This is a genomic window from Parabacteroides sp. MSK.9.14 (assembly GCF_019041495.1).
GTDB classification, from domain to species: Bacteria; Bacteroidota; Bacteroidia; order Bacteroidales; family Tannerellaceae; genus Parabacteroides; species Parabacteroides merdae.
Window position 1 is genome coordinate 1 of the sequence record NZ_JAHPXO010000024.1, and the last position, 19061, is coordinate 19061.

Below are 19061 nucleotides of genomic sequence, written 5' to 3' on the forward strand. Positions count from 1 at the left end.
TGCAAGGAGAAGCATTCTTTGCAACGTCAAAGAATGCTTCTCCTTGCAAGGAGAGCTTTCGGTTATTTTCGGCAAAAACCTCAGGTATCCTCAAAGAAGACCCCTCCTTTAACCAAACAGCCGATCCATCCGCAAGCACGATTTTTTTCACATCTTCCCCTTGTTCCACCCTGATCGTTACACAATTGTCCGGTTTCAGATAGCCCCATCCCACATAAGAAAAAGAGACAAGTAACAAGATTACGGCTGCATATCTCATCACAGAGCGAAGTATTTGAAATCGCCTTCTACTATTTATCTTGGCATTCAATCCATTCAATGCCTCTTCGATATGCTCAGGCGTATTATATTGAGTGAACTTCCACGAAACGCGAAGTTTCATCAATTCAGAGAAAACCTCCTCATTATCAATTGATAATTCACGCCATTCTTCCACCTGTTTCATTTCTTCAGGAGAAAGCATGCCTGTCAAATATTTTGCTAAAAGTCTATAATCAAAATCCATTTTTATTTCCTATTACTTATACTAAACGAACAACTTCAGAAAAATACGGAGCAAAAAAGCATTTTTTTCATACAATTAATGGGCAGTCATTCATCAGGCAAATAAGACATTAATAATTAACCACTTACAACAAAAACAAAAGTTTCAATCTCAGGCAACCGGACAAACTAACTCGTTTCCTGTCGCAAACTAAGTCAAATCACCCGAAGAACTAAATGAAAACATATAGTAAAGTAGCCGTTAGCAGTTACTATCTATTACCCTTATGTAGTACTACCTATTGTCGATTGGTAGTACTATATAAGGACGATAGGTAGTACTACATATCAATAATATATTATATGCTTTGAGTTAGTTTACTATGACTTTCGAATTAGTTTCCGGCATGTTCCGTATTAATTGCTCCGTGAAAACGAGGAAACTCCGGACAAACCGCCGGAAACAAAAAGGTGTCGGTTCTATGCCGGTTACAAAGTTCAACCGACATCCTTTAATTAAATGTTTATTAGAGAGATACGAGCAAAAATGTCAGATATCAGTTTCCTGTGTGTTTTTATTTATATTTTTACGCAAAATGAGACAAGTGCGATTACTCGGATCTCTGTCAGAGTAATCGCACTTATGCGAAGTGTAGCATTGAATGATGAAGATTATTTTGCCGTATATGACTTCTTTGTAACGACTTTACCATCCAAATCTAGAACCTCCAGATTCATCTGATCACCACTAGTCTCCACAGAAACCACACTATTATTTGAATTTACCAATACCGGAAATTTGATACCGTCACTCGGTTCCTCATATTTGTTTCGATGGAGATGTCCGCATAGCATCAGATCCACTCCGAGTTCATTCAGGATAGGTACGAATTTCTTCAAGACGTCTTTCTGTCCATGCCAGATATTGAGGTCAGCAGAAGGAGGCATATGTGCAATGACAACTTTAAATTTAGCCTGCTTGAAATCTTCATTTTTATATAGTTCCTTCATCCATTCCACCTGATCCGTACGATAACCGTCATAATCAGTAATACCGCTGTACTCGATATCGGAATCCGGTTTGTCTTCCCCCGTATCCAACATTATGAAACATACAGGTCCTTGTCTGAAAAGATAATATAGGAACGGTTCTTTCGGAGAGAAATATTTCTGGAACGAAGTGGCGAACTCACCACGGGTTTCATGATTTCCGCGAGCGTAATACATAGGTTTCTCCGAAGCGAACAAATCGATGCTTTCTTTCATGAATCCATTAAAGATTGTTTGTTCGTCTTTAAATTCCGAAACCATATCACCATTGAAAATAATCAAGTCTTTATCCTTGTAGTTCGCATTATTCAGCAGTTTCGTAATGATGTTTTCACGTCCGTGAATATCATTGATCATGACAAAAGAGGTTTCTTTTTTATTTGAATCGCACGTTGTAAACGTCAAAGCATTCTTTTTGTATACATCCGATGCTGCCACACGTCCGTATATGACATTAATCCCTTCATGCGACAACACTTCCTGAGAATAAATACGATAACGATAGGTTGTTCCGGGAGTCAACGCTTTTACCTTCACGGCATGCAGCAAGGAGGTATTTTTAACCCCATTAGTCGTATCGAAATACTTAGGCCGTTCTTCTCCATAATAATGAGTTCCGTCATTCGGAGCCAACTCTACCCAGCCGATAGACGGTTTATCCGCTACCCAGACAATAGTTGCCTCATTCTCTTTTACATTCTGCAGATAAGGCCCGTAAAGGATCTTTATCTGCGCAGTTGCCACCTGAGTGGCAACTGTGAGTAAAAGGACATATATCAATTTTTTAATATACTTCATTGTAAATAAGTTTTATTGCATCTATTAATAACCATCGTTCTGAACCAATTGAGGGTTCGCGTCCATTTCCGCCTGCATAATAGGCAGATGGAATTGCTTCTTGTCAAAATAACGAACTTCAACCAAACGGTCTTCACGAGAAGCATTCACATCGATCACGGCACGACGGTCCGGATCCGGTTCATCATAGTCGACAGTACCACACAAACGATACAAGTCACCCGGCATAACAGTCTCTGCCACTTTCTTTCCAGTTTTGGCTCCGCTCTGGTCATACTCGTCCCAGCGAACGATATCTTCAAAACGGAAACCTTCACCAGCCAATTCTATCGTACGTTCCCTCCTTACCAGTTCACGTACTTTGGCCTGTGTATCATATTTAGAACGGTCAACAGCGATATGACCTCCGCGCAAACGTAGCCGGTCGATGATGTTCATAGCTTCCTGCAAATCCTGATTCAGTTCGACCAAACATTCGGCTTTTGTCAACAATATTTCTGCATACCGGAAGATAATCGGGCACAAGGCATCGTCATTCATTGCAGCTGAATATTGTCCCTGGTTGGGATACAAATATTTAGCCCACAACATACCGGTATGGGAAGCATTATCTGCCGCCGTATAATAATCTTTATTCGAAGAGCCGTTCGGCAGCGTCTTGTCGAGCGTATTGAAAACCCGGGATACATTATTACGCCCCACCCAATCCAATCCGGAATAAATAACCGTATTTTTCAATCGCGGATCACGATTGAAAAACGGATGGACCGGATCATAACCGGAACCAGCTTCATCGATCAACTTGCCATCTGCCATTTCAAACATATCAACCATGTTTTGAGTCGGCACAAAAGAAGCCCAGCCACCATCCGAATTATTATAGAAACGGATCACATCACCATAAGCATAAGTCGTTTGGACATGTTCATAAGTACAAATAATTTCTTTTGAATTCTGTCCGGCCATAGAAAACATATTCAGAAAATCAGGATCTAATTCATACTGATTCAGAGCTATTACTTTATTGGCAGCATCCAAGGCCTCCGTATAGTTGCCCCACAACAAATTGAAGCGGGCGATCATCGAGAGGACCGTTCCTTTGGCAATGCGTCCTTTTTCTGCCGGTTTCTCCGCTATATGTTCGGCACTCCACATCAAGTCGTTCATAGCATGCTCCTTCACCTTTGCTTCCGGTTCACGCGGCAGTTTAGCATCGTCAGCCGTTGCTGGTACAAAATCCATAATAACAGCATCCCCATACCAAGTTGCCAAATAAGCATGACTATATCCCCTAATTGCCCGTACTTGCGCCAGAAAATCATTCTTCTCCGTTTCTGTCATGGCTGAAGCCGGAACCAAATCGATATTTTCAATTACGAAATTACAACGACGTATCGTTTCATACTGCCTCCAATAATTCGGAGCCGCAGTAGGAGAAACGCTACCTCTACCCATGTTTCTCATGTTAGAAGCATTCGTATAATTGAAGCCGATATCCGAATAGCTGTCTTCGTAGAAGATAAACTTCGATCCAACATAGTTATTGACCCACCAATTGTAGGCAGCGGTTACTGCTGCATCGACATCCTCGGACGTGTTCCAGAATGTGTTTGTCGTCAACTGATCTTTCGGATTCAAATCAAAAAAATCATCACAAGAAGTAAAGATACCTGTCCCAACCAAGCAAACAGCAAGACCTAATATATTTTTCAGTTTCATATATAATTCATTTAAAAAGTTACATTAATACCGAATGAATGGCTTCTGCTAATAGGATAAACATCCAAGTTTCCCGACGGCGACTCCGGATCTGCATTGAACGGCAAACTGTCGAATGTAAACAGATTTTCGCCTGTATAATAAATCTTCGCATTGGCTATTCCTAACTTATTCGTCCAACTCTTCGGCAACGTATAACCCAAATTGACGTTCTTAATACGCAGGTAATTCGTGTTCATACACCAAAAAGATGAATTCACGCGCTGAGGAGAACTGATCGAGTTTTCCTCTAGGAACAGACGCGGCCATTCCGCATTTGTATTTTCAGGAGTCCAGGCATCCAACCAATTCGTACTCGGATGTGAAGTATCCCCGATAAATGAACCGACGACATCTCTTGAGAAATAACGGTTTGTTCCAGTCACACCTTGCATAAATACCGACAAGTCAAAATTTTTCCAACCAGCACTCAGTGTCAAACCAAAAGTAGTTTTAGGCTGTTGCGTGCCTTTCACCACCCGGTCTTTATCTGTCAACTTTCCATCTCCATCCGCATCTTTAATCCGAAAATCGCCGCCTTTGAAAGGCAAAGACCATGGATTGCCATACTGTTTTTCGTAAGCGGCAGCCTCCTCGTCGCTTTTGAACAACCCATCTACTTCATATACATAAAAAGATTGATAGGGCTCTCCGATTCGATTAATCATATAGCCATCGATAATCTCATTGACCCCAGCCAAATCCAACAACTCATTCTTATTATAGGAGAAATTCGTATTGATTCCCATTCTCCAATCCTTATTGAAGGAATGATTCCAAGCAAAGCTTGCTTCCACACCACTGTTCCGTAAAGAGCCTTTATTGTCCTGATACGTCCCCGATATACCAAACGTATCAGAAACAGGAATATCCATAATGATGTCAGAGGTCTTACGATTATAATATTCGGCACTCAGCATAAACTCGTTCAAGAAATTTGCATCAAAGCCAATTCCCCAGTTTGTCGAATTTTCCCAGGAAATAGTCGTTACCTTATGGCTTACAACCGTAATACCTTGATGAACAGAGCCGCCAAACGGGAAATTCTTTCCTATATATAACGTAGGTAAATAAGGATAATATTCATCCGATACGGCATCCTGGTTTCCGAGCAACCCCCAAGATCCTCTAAGCTTCAGTGACTGCAACCAGCCATGCGTGTTTTCCATAAAATCTTCTTCGGAAATGCGCCATCCAGCAGAGAAAGAAGGAAAATATCCCCAACGATAGCCTTTTGCAAAACGAGAAGAAGCATCGGCGCGGAAATTGGCTTCCAAAAGATACTTGCCTTTATAGTCATAATTGAGACGTCCGAAATAAGATAACAAAGCCAGTTCACGGGAATAACCACTGTTCGTTTGTGTCGAAGAATCGCCACCGTTCAAATCGGTCACTTCACTATTCGGGAAACTTTTGCGGAAAGCATATAAATTCCGATAATCATACTTCTCGATCTTATAACCAACCATTGCCTTGAAATGATGATCTTGGTTAAAAGTCTTGTCATAATTCAACAATGCATCCAACGTATAACGGCTCCATCTCGAAATCGTTTCACCCAATTGATCAGGTCCATGATAATTCACATCGTCATACCAACATTCCTTACGATAATCTTTTGTTTCCTTTATATTCGTTACATAAGCACCTTGTAATGTGAATGTCAGCCCATCTATAATATGATAGTCAAAGGCCAGTATTCCAGAGAAATTTTGCAACAAATGATATTTCCGACTATTAATATCGACCCAAGCGGCAGGATTTCCATCTGAGATCGAACCGTAAGAACCATCTTCCTTCTTATACGGAATCCAAGGGGCTATACGGTCTGCTTGACGTATCAATTGAGTAGAACCGCCTCCATAAGACGCATTCGGTTCGGAATAGTCGTTATGAATAAAAGCCATGTTAGTCCTCATGGTAAATTTATCCGACAATTTGATATCCAGATTCGTTCGCAAATTAAATTGTTGACGATCCGAATTCCTCAATGTGCCTTCCTGCCCTAAGAAACCTGCAGAAGCCATATATTTCACATCTTCCGACCCACCACTGACATTGAGGCTATGTTTATGCATAAAACCGGTCCGATAAATATAGTCTGTCCAAACTGTATTCGGATGCCCATAAGGATCCGTTCCATCCTGAAATAAACGGAGATCTTCGTCTGTAAAACGAGGAGACGCCCCATCCTGTGTCAATAACTGATTATAAAGACGGGCATAATCATAAGAACTTAAGCGATCAATCAAAGTCGATACATTCGAAAAACTAACATTACCATTATAAGAGACTGTTGCTTTTCCGGCTTTCCCTCGCTTGGTCGTAACCAAGATTACCCCATTGGCAGCTTTAGAACCATAAATAGCGGCCGAAGCGGCATCTTTCAAAACCGAAATCGATTCGATATCATTCGGATCGATCGAATCGAAAGTTCCAGTTTCTATCCCATCCACCAGAATATAAGGGTTAGCATTGTTCAAGGTTCCGACTCCACGAACACGTATAGTTGACCCGTCACTACCAGGCTGCCCTGTTCCAGATGTTATCGTAACCCCCGGAGTCAATCCCTGGAGAGCAGAAGATACATTCGTCACCGGCCGGTTGATCAATTCATCTTTGCCAATTGTGCTTACCGCTCCTGTCAGGTTTACTTTCGTTTGTGTTCCATAACCGACAACAACCACCTCATCTAAATTCTGTGTATCTTCGTGAATTGTGATTTTATAATCGTTTTTTCCTTTCGCTACAGCAACCTCCTGATCTACATAACCAATATAGGAAATCATCAATGTCGCACCGTCTTCAATTCCCTCCAATGTAAAATCACCGTCGACATTTGTCACCGTACCAACACCAGCACTTCCTTTCACTATGACATTTGCCCCGATAACAGGAAGACCGGTATTATCGACAACCGTACCTCTGATCGTTCTCTTGACTTGTTGAACACTTGCAAAAGACACATTTTCTGTCTTTGCGTTATCTTGTAGGAAAATCCGATTATCGACTATCCGATAAGAAATATCCGTATTCTTAAAGACTTTCTTTAAAACACTTTCGATGTGTTCATTTTTTACACGGACGGATACTTTTGAAATTTCTTTACTTAAAATAGATTCATCATAAGAAAATTCATAGCCCGTTTGCTCGCTGATACTTTGTATGACCAGACCTACAGTTGTCCTGTTCAAAGACAATTCCAGATTCACATACAAAGTATTCGCTTCATTTACCGCCATCGCAGGCGATGTTGCGACTAAAAATGCTGATAATGTCGCAATAGATACTTTTTTATTCATACCATGTGATTCGTTTTTGTTAGTACTATAAAAAACAGTTAACTTTTTACCGGATACACCCGTACCCGCCAATAACACTTCCCATACCGGACAGCATTTTTTTAATTAACCGTTGCAAAGGAATACCCCCGATATTACGGAACTGTTTACCTCAGATTACATTTCAATTTCCCATAGACATTCATTTTTTTGTTTGTTTTTCAGATATATAAATTTCGGAACTCTCAATTCGATAGGTAATCGGCGCCAAATAGCAAAGCTGCTCCAAAACATCCGGCAAGCGCTCGTCTTCATTGATCACGCAACGAAACCTGCGTTGAGCCAGCCTCGACGACTCGATGTTTACATTTACATTATATTTGATTGATAATTGATTGGCGATTTCACGAAGTGTAGTATTCTCAAAAACCAGTTGGTTAAACCGCCATACAGCACAGACATTCACATCGACATGATCCGTAAAACAGGTATTTTCATCCCAGGAATAGGCAACACGTTCTCCCGGATTCATTTCTAAGATTTTCTTTCCGTTCAAGGCATGCAAGCTGATACATCCTCTTACTAAAACGGTTTCTACAGACTTATTTCCAGCATTAACATTAACATGAAAAGAAGTTCCATGTACCTCTACTTTCACATAATCGGTAGCAACGATAAATAGTGAATTAGCATTCTTTGCGATGTCAAAGAATGCTTCTCCTTGCAAGGAGACCGTCCGGTTGACGGCACTGAATGACTGCGGTATTTTCAATACGGAATTTCCCCTTAACCAAACTATCGAACCATCATCCAGCGTTACTTTTTTTACGCCTTCACTATCTCCTAAAGCGATAGTCATATAAGTTTCCGGCTTAAAATAATTCCATCCGACAGCTGAAAACGAAACAAGCAGCAAGATAACAGCTGCATATTTCAACAAAGACCGGGCAATCCGGTAACGCCTTGCCCGGTTAATCCGGACATTTACCTTTTCCAAAGCCATATCTATCCGCTCGTTATCCGCATACTTTGCTGTATTCCACGAAAGACGCAAACGTAACACTTCAGAAAAAACAGTTTCATTCTCAGCCGACAAATCACGCCACCTCATCACTTCCTCCATTTCTTCCGAGGAAAGGCTGCCAATCAAATATTTTACTAAAAGTGCGTAATTAAACTCCATTTTCACCTTGTTATATTAGGCAAAACGACCAGCAACGAAAAACTACTGAGCTAAAATGATTTTTTCGTTCATCTTAATTTATCAAGCGTATGTGCCATGCGAAAGAAAAACGGCACAAAGCATATAATAATCATTTCTGGACATATGCCCCTTTAAAAACCGGAGCGCCAAATACAAATGACTCTCTACCGTGCGTTGCGGCATCCGGGTCTGCTCCGCAACTTCTTTAGCCGTCAACCCTTTTATATAAGTAAGGATGAAAACTTCACGACGCTGCGCTGGCAGGTGTTCCAGTAATTCGTACAAATGGCGATAAAAATCCTTAACGGAAAGTTCCTCTATAACAGAATCATCACCTTTCAATAGATTTTGATAATCTTCCAAATACTTCTCGTAAGTATGAGAATGGTATTTTTCAATCGAGAGGTTTTTCTTGAAATAGTCCAGACAACGAGTATAAGCGGATTGAAAAAGATAAGAATGGAAACCATCACTGACATATAGCTTTTCACGGTTTTCCCAAACATACAGAAAAACATCCTGAACAATATCCTCCGCTGCTTTTTGCTCAACCATAGAAGCAGTATAAGCCATTATCCGGGGATAATAGTAACGGAAAACACCATTAAAGGCTTCTCTATTCCCTTTCTTCAGTTCATACAATAAAGAAATATCGAACATACTACCAGCGATTTAAGACCATTCAATTAACATCCCACCCGCAAAAATAATAATATTTTTACAAACTTTGCTTATTTACAGACATTCTCCTTTAATAAAATGCAAGACAATGGTATTTTTTATACTTTTGTAGATAATACTTTAAAAACATGAATAATTTCACAAAATATATCTGTGCCGGATTGGCTATCGCCTTACTCATAATACAAGCGATTATGATTTGGGGATTATATGGAAACTTCAACGGTTTTCTGAACGAATTATCCGACTGCACAAGAAAGCAGCTACCGCAGCTAATCGACCTGTTCACGACAATGATTGTCACGAATTGGGTTATCATTGCAGCCCTGCTTTTCACCCTGTTCCGCCCGAACAGAAAACAGAATAACTGTTAACTACTAGAATTTCTTTATCAGGAAAGACGGGGTTACCCTCAGATAAATCCCGGCAGAGAAACTGGTTTTGGCAAATGATTTATAGCCATTCTGCTCCGTACCGCGAAACACGACAGGCAAATGCTCATAGATATCCAAATCAATGCCAAGCGAAAAACCTTTTGCCAATTCACGCGAATACTCTAAGCCAAAGTAAACACAAGAAGGATCATCGAAGGTAAGACCTTCATCGGATGTCGAGACAGCTCCATAAAACGGACTGCCGAACATGGAAATAAACTGATGACACCTCCAATAGGAAGTCTTCACACGGAAATCGTAAATATCGGCAGATGCACGTGCATATACACCATAGCCGTTATCGAAAGGCCACAACTTACCGGCCTGCTGATAATAGCCGGCAACATCCAGTTCCACATTTACACTCTTGAATATCTTATGCCCCGTGTTCCACACTCCCCCAATTCCGACAGCACCGTTCATCAATGTCTGGACAGAATTGGTCAGGATCGTATCAATCTCTCCTCCTCTGTGCTGGGCCAAAACTTGCAAAGGAGCATAAAAATGAAAACGCGAATCCGGATCGTTAAACTTGAAACGGGTAGACAAACCAACCGTAAAAGCCTCCTGATGGATATCTTCCCTGAAGATAAAACTTTCCCAATTCACCCACACATCCAAATCGAACCGGCAGGAATTATACAACAATTGCAATCCCATCTCCGGATCGGCGACCATATTCAATTCCGGATTGTACAATGGCTCTATCAGATTATGATTGGCCGCCCCATACAAATCGCCCAGCACGATATTCACATGATCAGACAAGGCCACCTGCGCCCGGAACCAAGGAAGTGCATGAAAACCTCTCTGATACTGATCACCTTTCCAATGCGCAATATCCTGATAAGCCATATTCGGATAGCGATTCGCCCCCCAAAAACGTTGCAAATGAACACCAGCTTCGAGTTTCAGCATTTCCAACGGATAATAGACAGCCTTTGCCTGCAACCAAAGTCCCGGCAATGTATAACCTTTCATAAACGAACCGGTATACTCATCATCCTTAAAGAAACTCAGATTATCAAATTCGACCGAAAGTTCCCCTTTCTTTTCCGGATCTATCCGGGAATCCGTCTTGAAAACGCGGTCCGGAATCTGGGCATAAAGTGTGTAGATAAATGAAGTACCCGCCAAACAGAACAGGATACACAAACTAATGCGCAAACAAGAAATATTTAAAAGACTTTTCATCTATTGCAAATTTAAGTACAAACGTAACAATTAAAAAGGAATAAACGAAGAACGGGGATATAGAATCTTGCCCATATCCCCGTTCGTATACTTTGATGCTATTATTTATTAGCGTCTCGGTGTTGCTTCTTTTACAACCATCTGGCGACCTTCGTATTCAGCGCCGTTTAATTCTTCGATAGCGTTTCTTGCTTCGTTTTCGTTAGGAAGTTCTGCAAAAGCAAAGCCTTTAGAACGACGAGTATCGCGGTCAATGATCAATTTAACTGATTCAACCGTACCGTACTCTTCCAAAACCTGTTGTAAGTCTGATTCTCTAACCCGATAGTTCAGGTTACCAATGTAAATATTCATACAAAAAATGATATAAAATAATTAATAAAAAATTGAAACAATAAAACTTTTAGGAAAGATCAATGTCTGCTAAATCATATTCTGCAATGAATATTAAGTCGGAGATAAAGAACTACACAAACAGTTTTGCTTGTCGGGTACAAAGAAAAGCATTAAAAATGGATATTGCACCATGAAACCAAGATTTAATTCATAACAATTCAAAAAAACACATAGAAAAGACTTTTCCCTAAGAACATCCTTAATAACCATAAAAAGTTTGAAAAAGAGGCTTCAATACAATAATATGTAAAAAAGGCCTATTTTATAGTATTTCTGACCAATTAAGCCAGCATATAGCCTTTTATGTCTCAACCAGAAAACCTAATTTTGCCCCAATCATTTTGAACTTAATTTGACATGGAAAAAATCGAAGTTAAAGAAGCCAAAGGAAAACTTGGTATTCTGGTTGTTGGGGTAGGCGGTGCAGTTGCGACTACCATGATTACAGGTACGTTGGCTGCACGTAAAGGATTGGCTAAGCCTATCGGCTCAATCTCACAGTTAGCTACAATGCGTTTAGAAAACGGAGAAGAAAAAGCGATCAAAGATATTGTTCCTCTGACCGACCTGAATGACATCGTTTTCGGCGGATGGGATATTTTCCCTGATAATGCATACGAAGCGGCCCTATACGCAGAAGTCTTGAAAGAAAAAGACCTGAACGGCGTAAAAGACGAATTGGAGGCAATCAAACCGATGCCGGCCGCATTCGACCATAACTGGGCAAAACGTCTGAACGGCACACACATCAAACAGGCCGCTACCCGTTGGGACATGGTTGAACAGCTCCGCCAGGATATCCGTGAATTCAAGGCAGCCAACAACTGTGAACGTATCGCCGTTCTATGGGCTGCAAGTACGGAAATCTATATTCCGCTGTCTGACGAGCACATGTCGCTTGCCGCTTTGGAAAAAGCAATGAAGGACAACAATACGGAAGCCGTTTCTCCAAGTATGTGCTACGCTTATGCCGCTATAGCAGAAGGTGCTCCGTTCATCATGGGTGCTCCTAACCTGTGTGTAGACACTCCCGCCATGTGGGAATTCTCTAAAAAGATGAATGTGCCTATCTCCGGTAAGGACTTCAAGAGCGGACAGACTTTAATGAAGACAGTACTGGCTCCGATGTTCAAAACCCGTATGTTAGGTGTAAGCGGCTGGTTCTCTACCAATATCTTAGGAAACCGTGACGGCGAGGTATTGGACGATCCTGCAAACTTCAAGACAAAAGAAGTCAGCAAGCTATCTGTCATTGACAACATCTTCGAACCCGAAAAATTCCCGGACCTGTATGGAGACGTATATCATAAGGTACGCATCAATTACTATCCTCCCCGCAAGGACAATAAAGAAGCATGGGACAATATCGACATCTTCGGCTGGATGGGTTACCCGATGGAAATCAAGGTAAACTTCCTTTGCCGCGACTCCATCCTAGCAGCCCCTATCGCACTCGACCTGGTGTTGTTCAGCGATCTGGCCCTGCGTGCCGGTATGTATGGTATCCAGACTTGGTTGTCTTTCTTCTGCAAGAGTCCGATGCACGACTTCGAACATCAGCCCGTACATGACCTCTTCCAGCAATGGAGAATGGTTAAGCAGACGTTGCGCGATATGATCGGAGAAAAAGCCCCTAATTATTTGGACTAAAATTCAGGGTAATATAAATTTAGTTTCATAGGGATGAAACATTTGTTCCATCTTAGCGAAACTTTTGTTCCATGCCTATGAAACTAAAATTTCATGCTGATGGAATTCTCGATATAACTTTCTCCCGGACGAGGGGGAAAGTTATATTATTTTTATAACTTTGCACACATTTTACTGACAGGATGAAAAGAGTTCCACTAATTCATATTATTATTGCAACAGGCTTTGGTTCCGGTTTTTCTCCGTTTGCTCCGGGAACGGCGGGAGCCTTGTTAGCTACGCTGATCTGGCTTGCATTGTCGTGCGCCGTATCTCCTACTCTACTTCTTATTATAACCGCGTTATTGATCGGTATTTTTACGATTGCCGGCATCCGTTCGGCAAACGCAGTCGAACCTATTTGGGGAGAAGACCCTTCGCGGGTAGTAGTAGACGAAATGGTAGGTGTCTGGATTCCGCTTTTGGCAGCACCGGCCGGTAACTTGTGGTATGCTCTGGCAGCATTCGCGCTATTCCGCCTGTTCGATATTTTCAAGCCATTGGGTATACGCAAAATGGAATATCTCAAGGGAGGAGTCGGAGTAATGATGGATGATATTTTGGCTGGAATATATAGCCTCATCCTGCTAATAGTTGCAAGATGGTTGATTGGATAAAGAAAAGTGCAAGAGCGTTTTCGGAGAAAGGCGGGATATTCATGTTTATACGAGCCCAATTTTCTTCACAAGTCGCCAGTGCGACAGACTTTCTGGTCACAATCTTGTTGGTTAAATTATTTAGAGTTTATTACGTGTATGCAACCTTCACTGGTTCTGTCTGCGGCGGAATCGTAAATTGCATCATCAATTACAAATGGACATTCAAATCCAAAGAATGCAAGAAACGACATGTAATAGTCAAATATCTACTGGTTTGGATTGGTAGTATCTTATTGAATACCTGGGGAATTTACTTCATGACGGAAACGATCAGCAGGAATCCCTGGGTCCAGGAAACACTGAAACATTATATCGACGACTTGTTCGTCTTTTCCAAGATAGTAGTCTCACTGCTTGTCGGATTTCTTTGGAACTATAATATGCAACGTATCTTTGTCTACAAGAACTGTAGGATCAGGGACCGTTTTCAGAAAGCGAACTCAAAATAAAAACAAAATAGTAATATATGAAATTCAAAGTTTTTAGAGATTGGTTGCAACAGACGATCTACAAGATCATCAACCCGATCGTACATGGAATGATTAAAATTGGGATCACTCCCAATTTTATTACGACAACAGGATTAATCCTGAATATTGTGGCTGCTTGCATATTCCTTTATGCCGGAATGAAAGGAGAACGAGGTGATTTCTACTATATCGGCTGGGGTGGCGGCATCATCTTGTTTGCCGGACTGTTCGACATGATGGACGGACAGGTTGCGCGTATCGGCAAAATGAGTTCCACATTCGGAGCCTTGTACGATTCGGTACTGGACCGCTACAGCGAACTGACGGTTTTCTTCGGGATATGTTTCTACCTGATCAATCAGGGATATGTCATCAGTTCGATCGTCGCTTTCATTGCTTTGATCGGCTCATTAATGGTAAGCTATGTCCGCGCCCGTGCCGAAGGATTGGGACTTGAATGCAAAGTCGGTTTCATGCAACGTCCCGAACGCGTAGTGTTGACCGGATTAGGGGCTCTCTGCTGCGGTATCTTTGCACCCATGATGGAAAACAACGAGATATTCGAACCGATCATGATATTCGTCATTCCTTTGCTGATCGTTGCGATATTCTCCAACATCACGGCATTCGCACGCCTGAATCATTGTCGTAAACTATTGAGCAGCAAAGATAACGAATGAAAGGAACAATTGTACTCCCGTCAAAGAAGGAGGCAGGGACTGTTATCGGCTTGACAGCGCTGTTTCTTTTGCTGACAGCCGTATGTATCGGATTACGCCCGGAGCATGTGTTCATGGTTGGGCTTTACCTCCTCCTCTTCTTCGCTGGCAAGACAACCCGTAAATTAGCTGTTGCCTTATTGCCATTCGCTCTTTTCGGCATTTCATACGACTGGATGCGTGTTTTCCCAAATTACGAGGCTAACTCGATTGACGTGGAAAACCTATATAATCTGGAAAAAAGCTTGTTCGGTATAAATGATAATGGGAATATCCTAATTCCTTGCGAATATTTCGCGATCCATAATTGCCGGATTGCGGACATCCTTGCAGGTATATTTTATCTCTGCTGGGTTCCTGTTCCGATAGCTTTCGGATTGTGGCTCTATCTCAAGGGATACCGTAATTTGTACCTCCATTTCTCGATGGTATTCCTGTTCGTCAACCTGATTGGCTTTGCCGGATACTATCTCCATCCGGCAGCACCACCTTGGTATGCAATCAATTATGGTTTTGAACCGATACTCGACACACCGGGTAATGTTGCCGGTCTCGGCAGGTTCGACACATTGACCGGCCTTTCTATCTTCGATTCCATCTATGGCCGCAACGCAAACGTATTCGCAGCAGTTCCATCATTACATGCTGCATATATGGTTGTGGCACTATGTTATGCGATTGTCAATAAATGCAATAAATTTGTGATTATCCTGTTTGCCATCATCATGGCGGGAATTTGGGGAACAGCAGTTTACACCTCACATCACTATATTATAGATGTGACATTGGGAATCTGTTGCGCTCTTTTAGGAATCCTGCTTTTCGAAAAAGGATTGATGAAGACAGGCTGGTTCAAAAACTTCTTCAACCGATATTATAATTACATTAAATAATGTGCCAATGAAAGAATTTCTTCGTATTGGCACATTATTCATTGCATCTTGACCTTTTTTGAAGTAGCATGACATCCTAACTTTGCCACAAATAAAAGTTAGGATGTCATGTATAAACAAACTCTACCATTATTCCTATGCATATTCTTGTCTGCATGTGATCTGATCGATTACCATCCGTATGACGGCCGGCTCACCATTTCCGAACGCGATATCAACGACCACAACATCCCGCTTATCGAGGCAGCAACAAAAGATAAAGACACGATCCGCTTCGTCCTGATGGGCGATACCCAACGTAGCTACGACGAGACAGAAGATTTCGTAAAACATATCAATACTAAAAAAGACAGCATCGATTTCATCATACACGGAGGAGACTATACCGAGTTCGGCATGAAGAAAGAGTACGAGTGGACTGTCAATATCCTGTCGAAGCTCGATATCCCGTATGTCGGATTGATCGGTAACCATGACGTAATCGGCAATGGTGACCAGGTTTTCAACAAATTGTTCGGAGAAGAAAACTTTTCCTTTATCGTCCGGGACGTCAAATTCGTTTGCCTCAATACCAATGCGATCGAATACGACTACTCCCACCCTGTCCCTGATTTCGGTTTTCTGAAAGAAGAGCTGCAAGACAGTACCCGGCATTACAGCCGCACGATCGTCGCCATGCATGCACGTCCCGGAAGCGAACAGTTCGATAATAATGTAAAAGACGTATTTCAGCTATATATCCGTGAATTTCCCTCTTTGCTGTTTTGCCTGAACGCACATAACCATCAGTTACAGGTGGAAGACCTTTTTGACGATGGGATCATCTACTACGGCTGTAGCAATATAGCCAAACGTAACTACCTATTATTTACCCTAACCCCGGACGGCTACACGTATGAAATTATCAATTTTTAAATGGATGCTCTTATTTCTTTTCCTGGCCGGCACTTTACAGGCACAGGAGGAAATCGAGGATGATGTGCGATATAAAAAACGCGTAGAAAAATATATATCCAGATGGGAAAAACTCATTCCCCACTATACCAAGCTACAGTTCGCCGGATCAATGGGTATGCTTTCCCTCGGAACAGGTTGGAATTATTATCGTAATCACTGGGAAACAGATGTATATTTGGGGATAGTTCCCCGCAACTCGGATCGCCATGCTATGGCAACTCTTACACTCAAACAGAATTATTACCCTTGGAACATCCATATCGCCGACAAGTTATCTTTCGAACCTCTCGCCTGCGGTGTCTATATCAATACTCTTTTAGATCGTGACTTCTGGGGTAAGCAGCCGGACAAATATCCACAAGGTTACTACTGGTTCTCCACCCGCATCCGTACCCATGTTTTTATTGGAGAGCGATTCACATTGAAGCTAAACACAAAAAAGAGCTGGCATAAATCCATTTCTTTCTTCTACGAGCTCAGTACCTGTGACCTATATCTGATAAACAAGATCGGGAACGGTTATCTGAAACCCAAAGACTATCTAAGCCTCTCGTTCGGCCTCAAACTACAAATCCTATAAAGCAAAAAACGGGAGGTGTCATTACGACAGCCTCCCGTTCCCCATAAACTACATAAAACACTTAAAAGAACAAACTTCCATTAGAAGGCAAGACCTAATCGGATGCCCCAGTTATTCAATCCATCGATCGAATAACTCAGGACTTCTCCTTTATTGGTTGCATAATTATAGTAGGCAGCGACATGCAGACCGATCTGTTTCTGAGGTGTAAAATACATAGTCATACCGATTTCGGGAGATACATAGAAACCCCAATTACGGTCGTATACTTTCATTACATTCATATAAGTCGACATTTCACTATAGCTTGCACCTAACTGCACACCAGCATAAGGCTGGAACTGGCTTTCGGGAGCTACGTTGTAACGAAAAGCTGCACCAAAAGGCAACTGAAAGATAGAATGCTGCTGATCAGAAGTGATGGCCGATGTAGAACTTACCGGCAACGTCTGACGGTCGATATACTTATTGTTGGTATGATAAGAGATAAATGCACCTACCGAGAAATTAGGAATTACATAATAACCGGCTTCCGCATGTGCACCCCAACCACTTGTCTTGTCTGAGAAATCCTGGCTGAACGGAGAATTAATCTGCCAGTCAACATTAAAATACATGTTCTTTACAACCTGGGCACCAGCCAGGGAAGGTATCGCTAAACAGGCAACAAGTAAAGCGATTAATTTTATTGATTTATATATCTTTTTCATAAGACTCAAATTTATCTTTTAATTCGCGTTTAATTATTTTTTCAGGTACGGTGACTGTACAAAAGCCTGCTCAATAGCACGAGTAGAAAGTTCGATATTTACCTTGTCGGAACCGGACAGCAAGCCAGTCATGTAAGCAGTCCATAGAACCGGAAGTTTAGCATCTGCAGATTTTGGCAGCGGAGCTTTCAAATTGACCAGTTCAACCAATAAAGAACCTACGCTATAGCTGTATACAACAGGATACGGATAATACCATCCATTCCATGCGCCAGTCCAGTTACCCCAGTAGCCATACCACCAGTTATATCCCGGATACCCCCACCACCAGTAAGGATTGTCATGATAGTTTGTAAAGTAATTTACATTTTTCACAAAAGAAACCTGCAAACCCAAATCCGCAGATTCTTTATCTGATGCACGTGTGTAACCACGGCCTTCCATGCCACTAACCAAAGTAGAGACGATATCGTCAGCTTCTGTTGCACTCCAGAATTCCGGTTTTTCACTGCTACCGATAACCATTACACTATCAGGGATGTAGAAAGTTGTAAAGGATTCGAAATTAGCATCCTTGTTGTGATCAGTGAATACTACGAAATCATCGCTTAGTTTTGACATGTCTGGATCCTTCTGGCAAGACGCCAGTAAAAGAACCAATAAGAAAAAAGGAAGAATCTTTTTCATCTCATTCAACGTTTAAAACAGTTTATACTATTATTTATGCACTTATATATAAGTTACTATTTAAACAACATGAACTAAAAAAGGTTTGCATTCTCCCTTTTCAAGAGTGTTAATTAACTTGTCTGAAGATTTTAGAACGGTTATAAACGACTGTTAATGAACACAGCAATCTCGTGTATTATCCAGTGATAAGGCCGTCCATTCTTAGTGGACAGTAGTGCATCGGGGTATATTTTAATCCATCTGTTTCCTGTTCTTCAGAAGTCTTTGAAAAGCCTAAACTTTCATAGAACTTCACAGCGTATGACGATGAATTGACAGTTATCTGCATTTGAAGCTGATCGGCATAGACAGAATCAAATATTTCACCTATTACTTCAATAAGTTTTTGATTTTCAATAAAATTTTGCCCATACTT

At 41.5% G+C, this 19061-nt stretch carries 19 protein-coding genes; 8 read left to right on the plus strand and 11 right to left on the minus strand.

Features of this window, described 5'->3' with window-relative positions:
• The 6 genes from KTG12_RS13285 to KTG12_RS13310 all read right to left on the minus strand — a co-directional run.
• The coding region (locus tag KTG12_RS13285; protein ID WP_216945458.1) for a FecR domain-containing protein at nt 1–505 on the minus strand (505 nt) is incomplete at its 3' end.
• A 650-nt stretch (nt 506–1155) separates the two neighbouring features.
• Nucleotides 1156–2331: an FN3 domain-containing metallophosphoesterase family protein gene (locus KTG12_RS13290; protein WP_138272992.1), complete on the minus strand. Its 1176-nt coding sequence runs from the start codon at nt 2329–2331 to the stop codon at nt 1156–1158.
• Nucleotides 2332–2355: 24 nt separating this feature from the next.
• A complete protein-coding gene (locus KTG12_RS13295; protein WP_005635179.1) occupies nt 2356–4050 on the minus strand; it encodes a RagB/SusD family nutrient uptake outer membrane protein in 1695 nt (564 codons plus the stop codon).
• An 11-nt stretch (nt 4051–4061) separates the two neighbouring features.
• Entirely contained in the window at nt 4062–7391 is a 3330-nt protein-coding gene (locus KTG12_RS13300; protein ID WP_138272993.1) for a TonB-dependent receptor, read from the minus strand.
• A gap of 181 nt (nt 7392–7572) precedes the next feature.
• Nucleotides 7573–8553, minus strand: a complete 981-nt coding sequence (locus tag KTG12_RS13305; protein ID WP_138272994.1) for a FecR family protein — start codon at nt 8551–8553, stop codon at nt 7573–7575.
• Nucleotides 8554–8634: 81 nt separating this feature from the next.
• On the minus strand, nt 8635–9234 hold the full coding sequence (locus KTG12_RS13310) for an RNA polymerase sigma-70 factor (protein WP_022321346.1): 600 nt from the start codon (nt 9232–9234) through the stop codon (nt 8635–8637).
• Nucleotides 9235–9383: 149 nt separating this feature from the next.
• Between KTG12_RS13310 and KTG12_RS13315 the strand changes: the two genes are divergently transcribed.
• Entirely contained in the window at nt 9384–9629 is a 246-nt protein-coding gene (locus KTG12_RS13315) for a hypothetical protein (protein ID WP_022321345.1), read from the plus strand.
• Nucleotides 9630–9632: 3 nt separating this feature from the next.
• Here the strand turns inward: KTG12_RS13315 and KTG12_RS13320 are convergent, their stop codons facing one another.
• Entirely contained in the window at nt 9633–10883 is a 1251-nt protein-coding gene (locus tag KTG12_RS13320) for a hypothetical protein (protein WP_138272995.1), read from the minus strand.
• A gap of 108 nt (nt 10884–10991) precedes the next feature.
• Nucleotides 10992–11237 (minus strand): RNA-binding protein, encoded by a 246-nt coding sequence (locus tag KTG12_RS13325; protein ID WP_005635197.1) that lies wholly within the window; start codon nt 11235–11237, stop codon nt 10992–10994.
• A gap of 399 nt (nt 11238–11636) precedes the next feature.
• On the opposite strand from KTG12_RS13325, the gene KTG12_RS13330 reads away from it, so the two are divergent.
• The 7 genes from KTG12_RS13330 to KTG12_RS13360 all read left to right on the plus strand — a co-directional run bounded on the left by KTG12_RS13330 (nt 11637) and on the right by KTG12_RS13360 (nt 17246).
• Entirely contained in the window at nt 11637–12929 is a 1293-nt protein-coding gene (locus tag KTG12_RS13330) for an inositol-3-phosphate synthase (protein ID WP_005635201.1), read from the plus strand.
• A gap of 182 nt (nt 12930–13111) precedes the next feature.
• On the plus strand, nt 13112–13585 hold the full coding sequence (locus tag KTG12_RS13335) for a phosphatidylglycerophosphatase A (protein WP_005635202.1): 474 nt from the start codon (nt 13112–13114) through the stop codon (nt 13583–13585).
• Nucleotides 13570–14076, plus strand: a complete 507-nt coding sequence (locus tag KTG12_RS13340) for a GtrA family protein (protein WP_005647169.1) — start codon at nt 13570–13572, stop codon at nt 14074–14076. The genes KTG12_RS13335 and KTG12_RS13340 overlap by 16 nt, the downstream gene beginning before the upstream one ends.
• A gap of 17 nt (nt 14077–14093) precedes the next feature.
• Nucleotides 14094–14777: a CDP-alcohol phosphatidyltransferase family protein gene (locus KTG12_RS13345; protein ID WP_005647170.1), complete on the plus strand. Its 684-nt coding sequence runs from the start codon at nt 14094–14096 to the stop codon at nt 14775–14777.
• Nucleotides 14774–15709 (plus strand): phosphatase PAP2 family protein, encoded by a 936-nt coding sequence (locus tag KTG12_RS13350; protein WP_005635208.1) that lies wholly within the window; start codon nt 14774–14776, stop codon nt 15707–15709. Before KTG12_RS13345 ends, KTG12_RS13350 begins: the two co-directional genes overlap by 4 nt.
• A gap of 108 nt (nt 15710–15817) precedes the next feature.
• On the plus strand, nt 15818–16624 hold the full coding sequence (locus tag KTG12_RS13355) for a metallophosphoesterase (protein ID WP_005648730.1): 807 nt from the start codon (nt 15818–15820) through the stop codon (nt 16622–16624).
• Nucleotides 16605–17246, plus strand: coding sequence for a hypothetical protein (locus KTG12_RS13360; RefSeq protein WP_173022552.1), 642 nt, complete (start codon nt 16605–16607; stop codon nt 17244–17246). The genes KTG12_RS13355 and KTG12_RS13360 overlap by 20 nt, the downstream gene beginning before the upstream one ends.
• 80 nt (nt 17247–17326) lie before the next feature.
• Here the strand turns inward: KTG12_RS13360 and KTG12_RS13365 are convergent, their stop codons facing one another.
• The 3 genes from KTG12_RS13365 to KTG12_RS21765 all read right to left on the minus strand — a co-directional run bounded on the left by KTG12_RS13365 (nt 17327) and on the right by KTG12_RS21765 (nt 18974).
• Nucleotides 17327–17956, minus strand: coding sequence for a porin family protein (locus tag KTG12_RS13365; protein ID WP_005647174.1), 630 nt, complete (start codon nt 17954–17956; stop codon nt 17327–17329).
• Nucleotides 17957–17989: 33 nt separating this feature from the next.
• A complete protein-coding gene (locus tag KTG12_RS13370; RefSeq protein WP_005635216.1) occupies nt 17990–18643 on the minus strand; it encodes a DUF4136 domain-containing protein in 654 nt (217 codons plus the stop codon).
• Between the two features lie 178 nt (nt 18644–18821).
• Complete coding sequence (locus KTG12_RS21765) at nt 18822–18974, minus strand: GNAT family N-acetyltransferase (RefSeq protein ID WP_227226112.1); 153 nt, start codon at nt 18972–18974, stop codon at nt 18822–18824.
• Nucleotides 18975–19061: the final 87 nt, after the last annotated feature.

Coding starts and splice junctions, on each gene's coding strand:
- KTG12_RS13320 (WP_138272995.1), bottom strand. CDS start 10,883: ATGAAAAGTCTTTTAAATATTTCTTGTTTGCGCATTAGTTTGTGTATC.
- KTG12_RS13360 (WP_173022552.1), top strand. CDS start 16,605: ATGAAATTATCAATTTTTAAATGGATGCTCTTATTTCTTTTCCTGGCC.
- KTG12_RS13325 (WP_005635197.1), bottom strand. CDS start 11,237: ATGAATATTTACATTGGTAACCTGAACTATCGGGTTAGAGAATCAGAC.
- KTG12_RS13365 (WP_005647174.1), bottom strand. CDS start 17,956: ATGAAAAAGATATATAAATCAATAAAATTAATCGCTTTACTTGTTGCC.
- KTG12_RS13305 (WP_138272994.1), bottom strand. CDS start 8,553: ATGGAGTTTAATTACGCACTTTTAGTAAAATATTTGATTGGCAGCCTT.
- KTG12_RS13335 (WP_005635202.1), top strand. CDS start 13,112: ATGAAAAGAGTTCCACTAATTCATATTATTATTGCAACAGGCTTTGGT.
- KTG12_RS13345 (WP_005647170.1), top strand. CDS start 14,094: ATGAAATTCAAAGTTTTTAGAGATTGGTTGCAACAGACGATCTACAAG.
- KTG12_RS13315 (WP_022321345.1), top strand. CDS start 9,384: ATGAATAATTTCACAAAATATATCTGTGCCGGATTGGCTATCGCCTTA.
- KTG12_RS13370 (WP_005635216.1), bottom strand. CDS start 18,643: ATGAAAAAGATTCTTCCTTTTTTCTTATTGGTTCTTTTACTGGCGTCT.
- KTG12_RS13340 (WP_005647169.1), top strand. CDS start 13,570: ATGGTTGATTGGATAAAGAAAAGTGCAAGAGCGTTTTCGGAGAAAGGC.
- KTG12_RS13350 (WP_005635208.1), top strand. CDS start 14,774: ATGAAAGGAACAATTGTACTCCCGTCAAAGAAGGAGGCAGGGACTGTT.
- KTG12_RS13355 (WP_005648730.1), top strand. CDS start 15,818: ATGTATAAACAAACTCTACCATTATTCCTATGCATATTCTTGTCTGCA.
- KTG12_RS13295 (WP_005635179.1), bottom strand. CDS start 4,050: ATGAAACTGAAAAATATATTAGGTCTTGCTGTTTGCTTGGTTGGGACA.
- KTG12_RS13330 (WP_005635201.1), top strand. CDS start 11,637: ATGGAAAAAATCGAAGTTAAAGAAGCCAAAGGAAAACTTGGTATTCTG.
- KTG12_RS13310 (WP_022321346.1), bottom strand. CDS start 9,234: ATGTTCGATATTTCTTTATTGTATGAACTGAAGAAAGGGAATAGAGAA.
- KTG12_RS13300 (WP_138272993.1), bottom strand. CDS start 7,391: ATGAATAAAAAAGTATCTATTGCGACATTATCAGCATTTTTAGTCGCA.
- KTG12_RS13290 (WP_138272992.1), bottom strand. CDS start 2,331: ATGAAGTATATTAAAAAATTGATATATGTCCTTTTACTCACAGTTGCC.
- KTG12_RS21765 (WP_227226112.1), bottom strand. CDS start 18,974: ATGCAGATAACTGTCAATTCATCGTCATACGCTGTGAAGTTCTATGAA.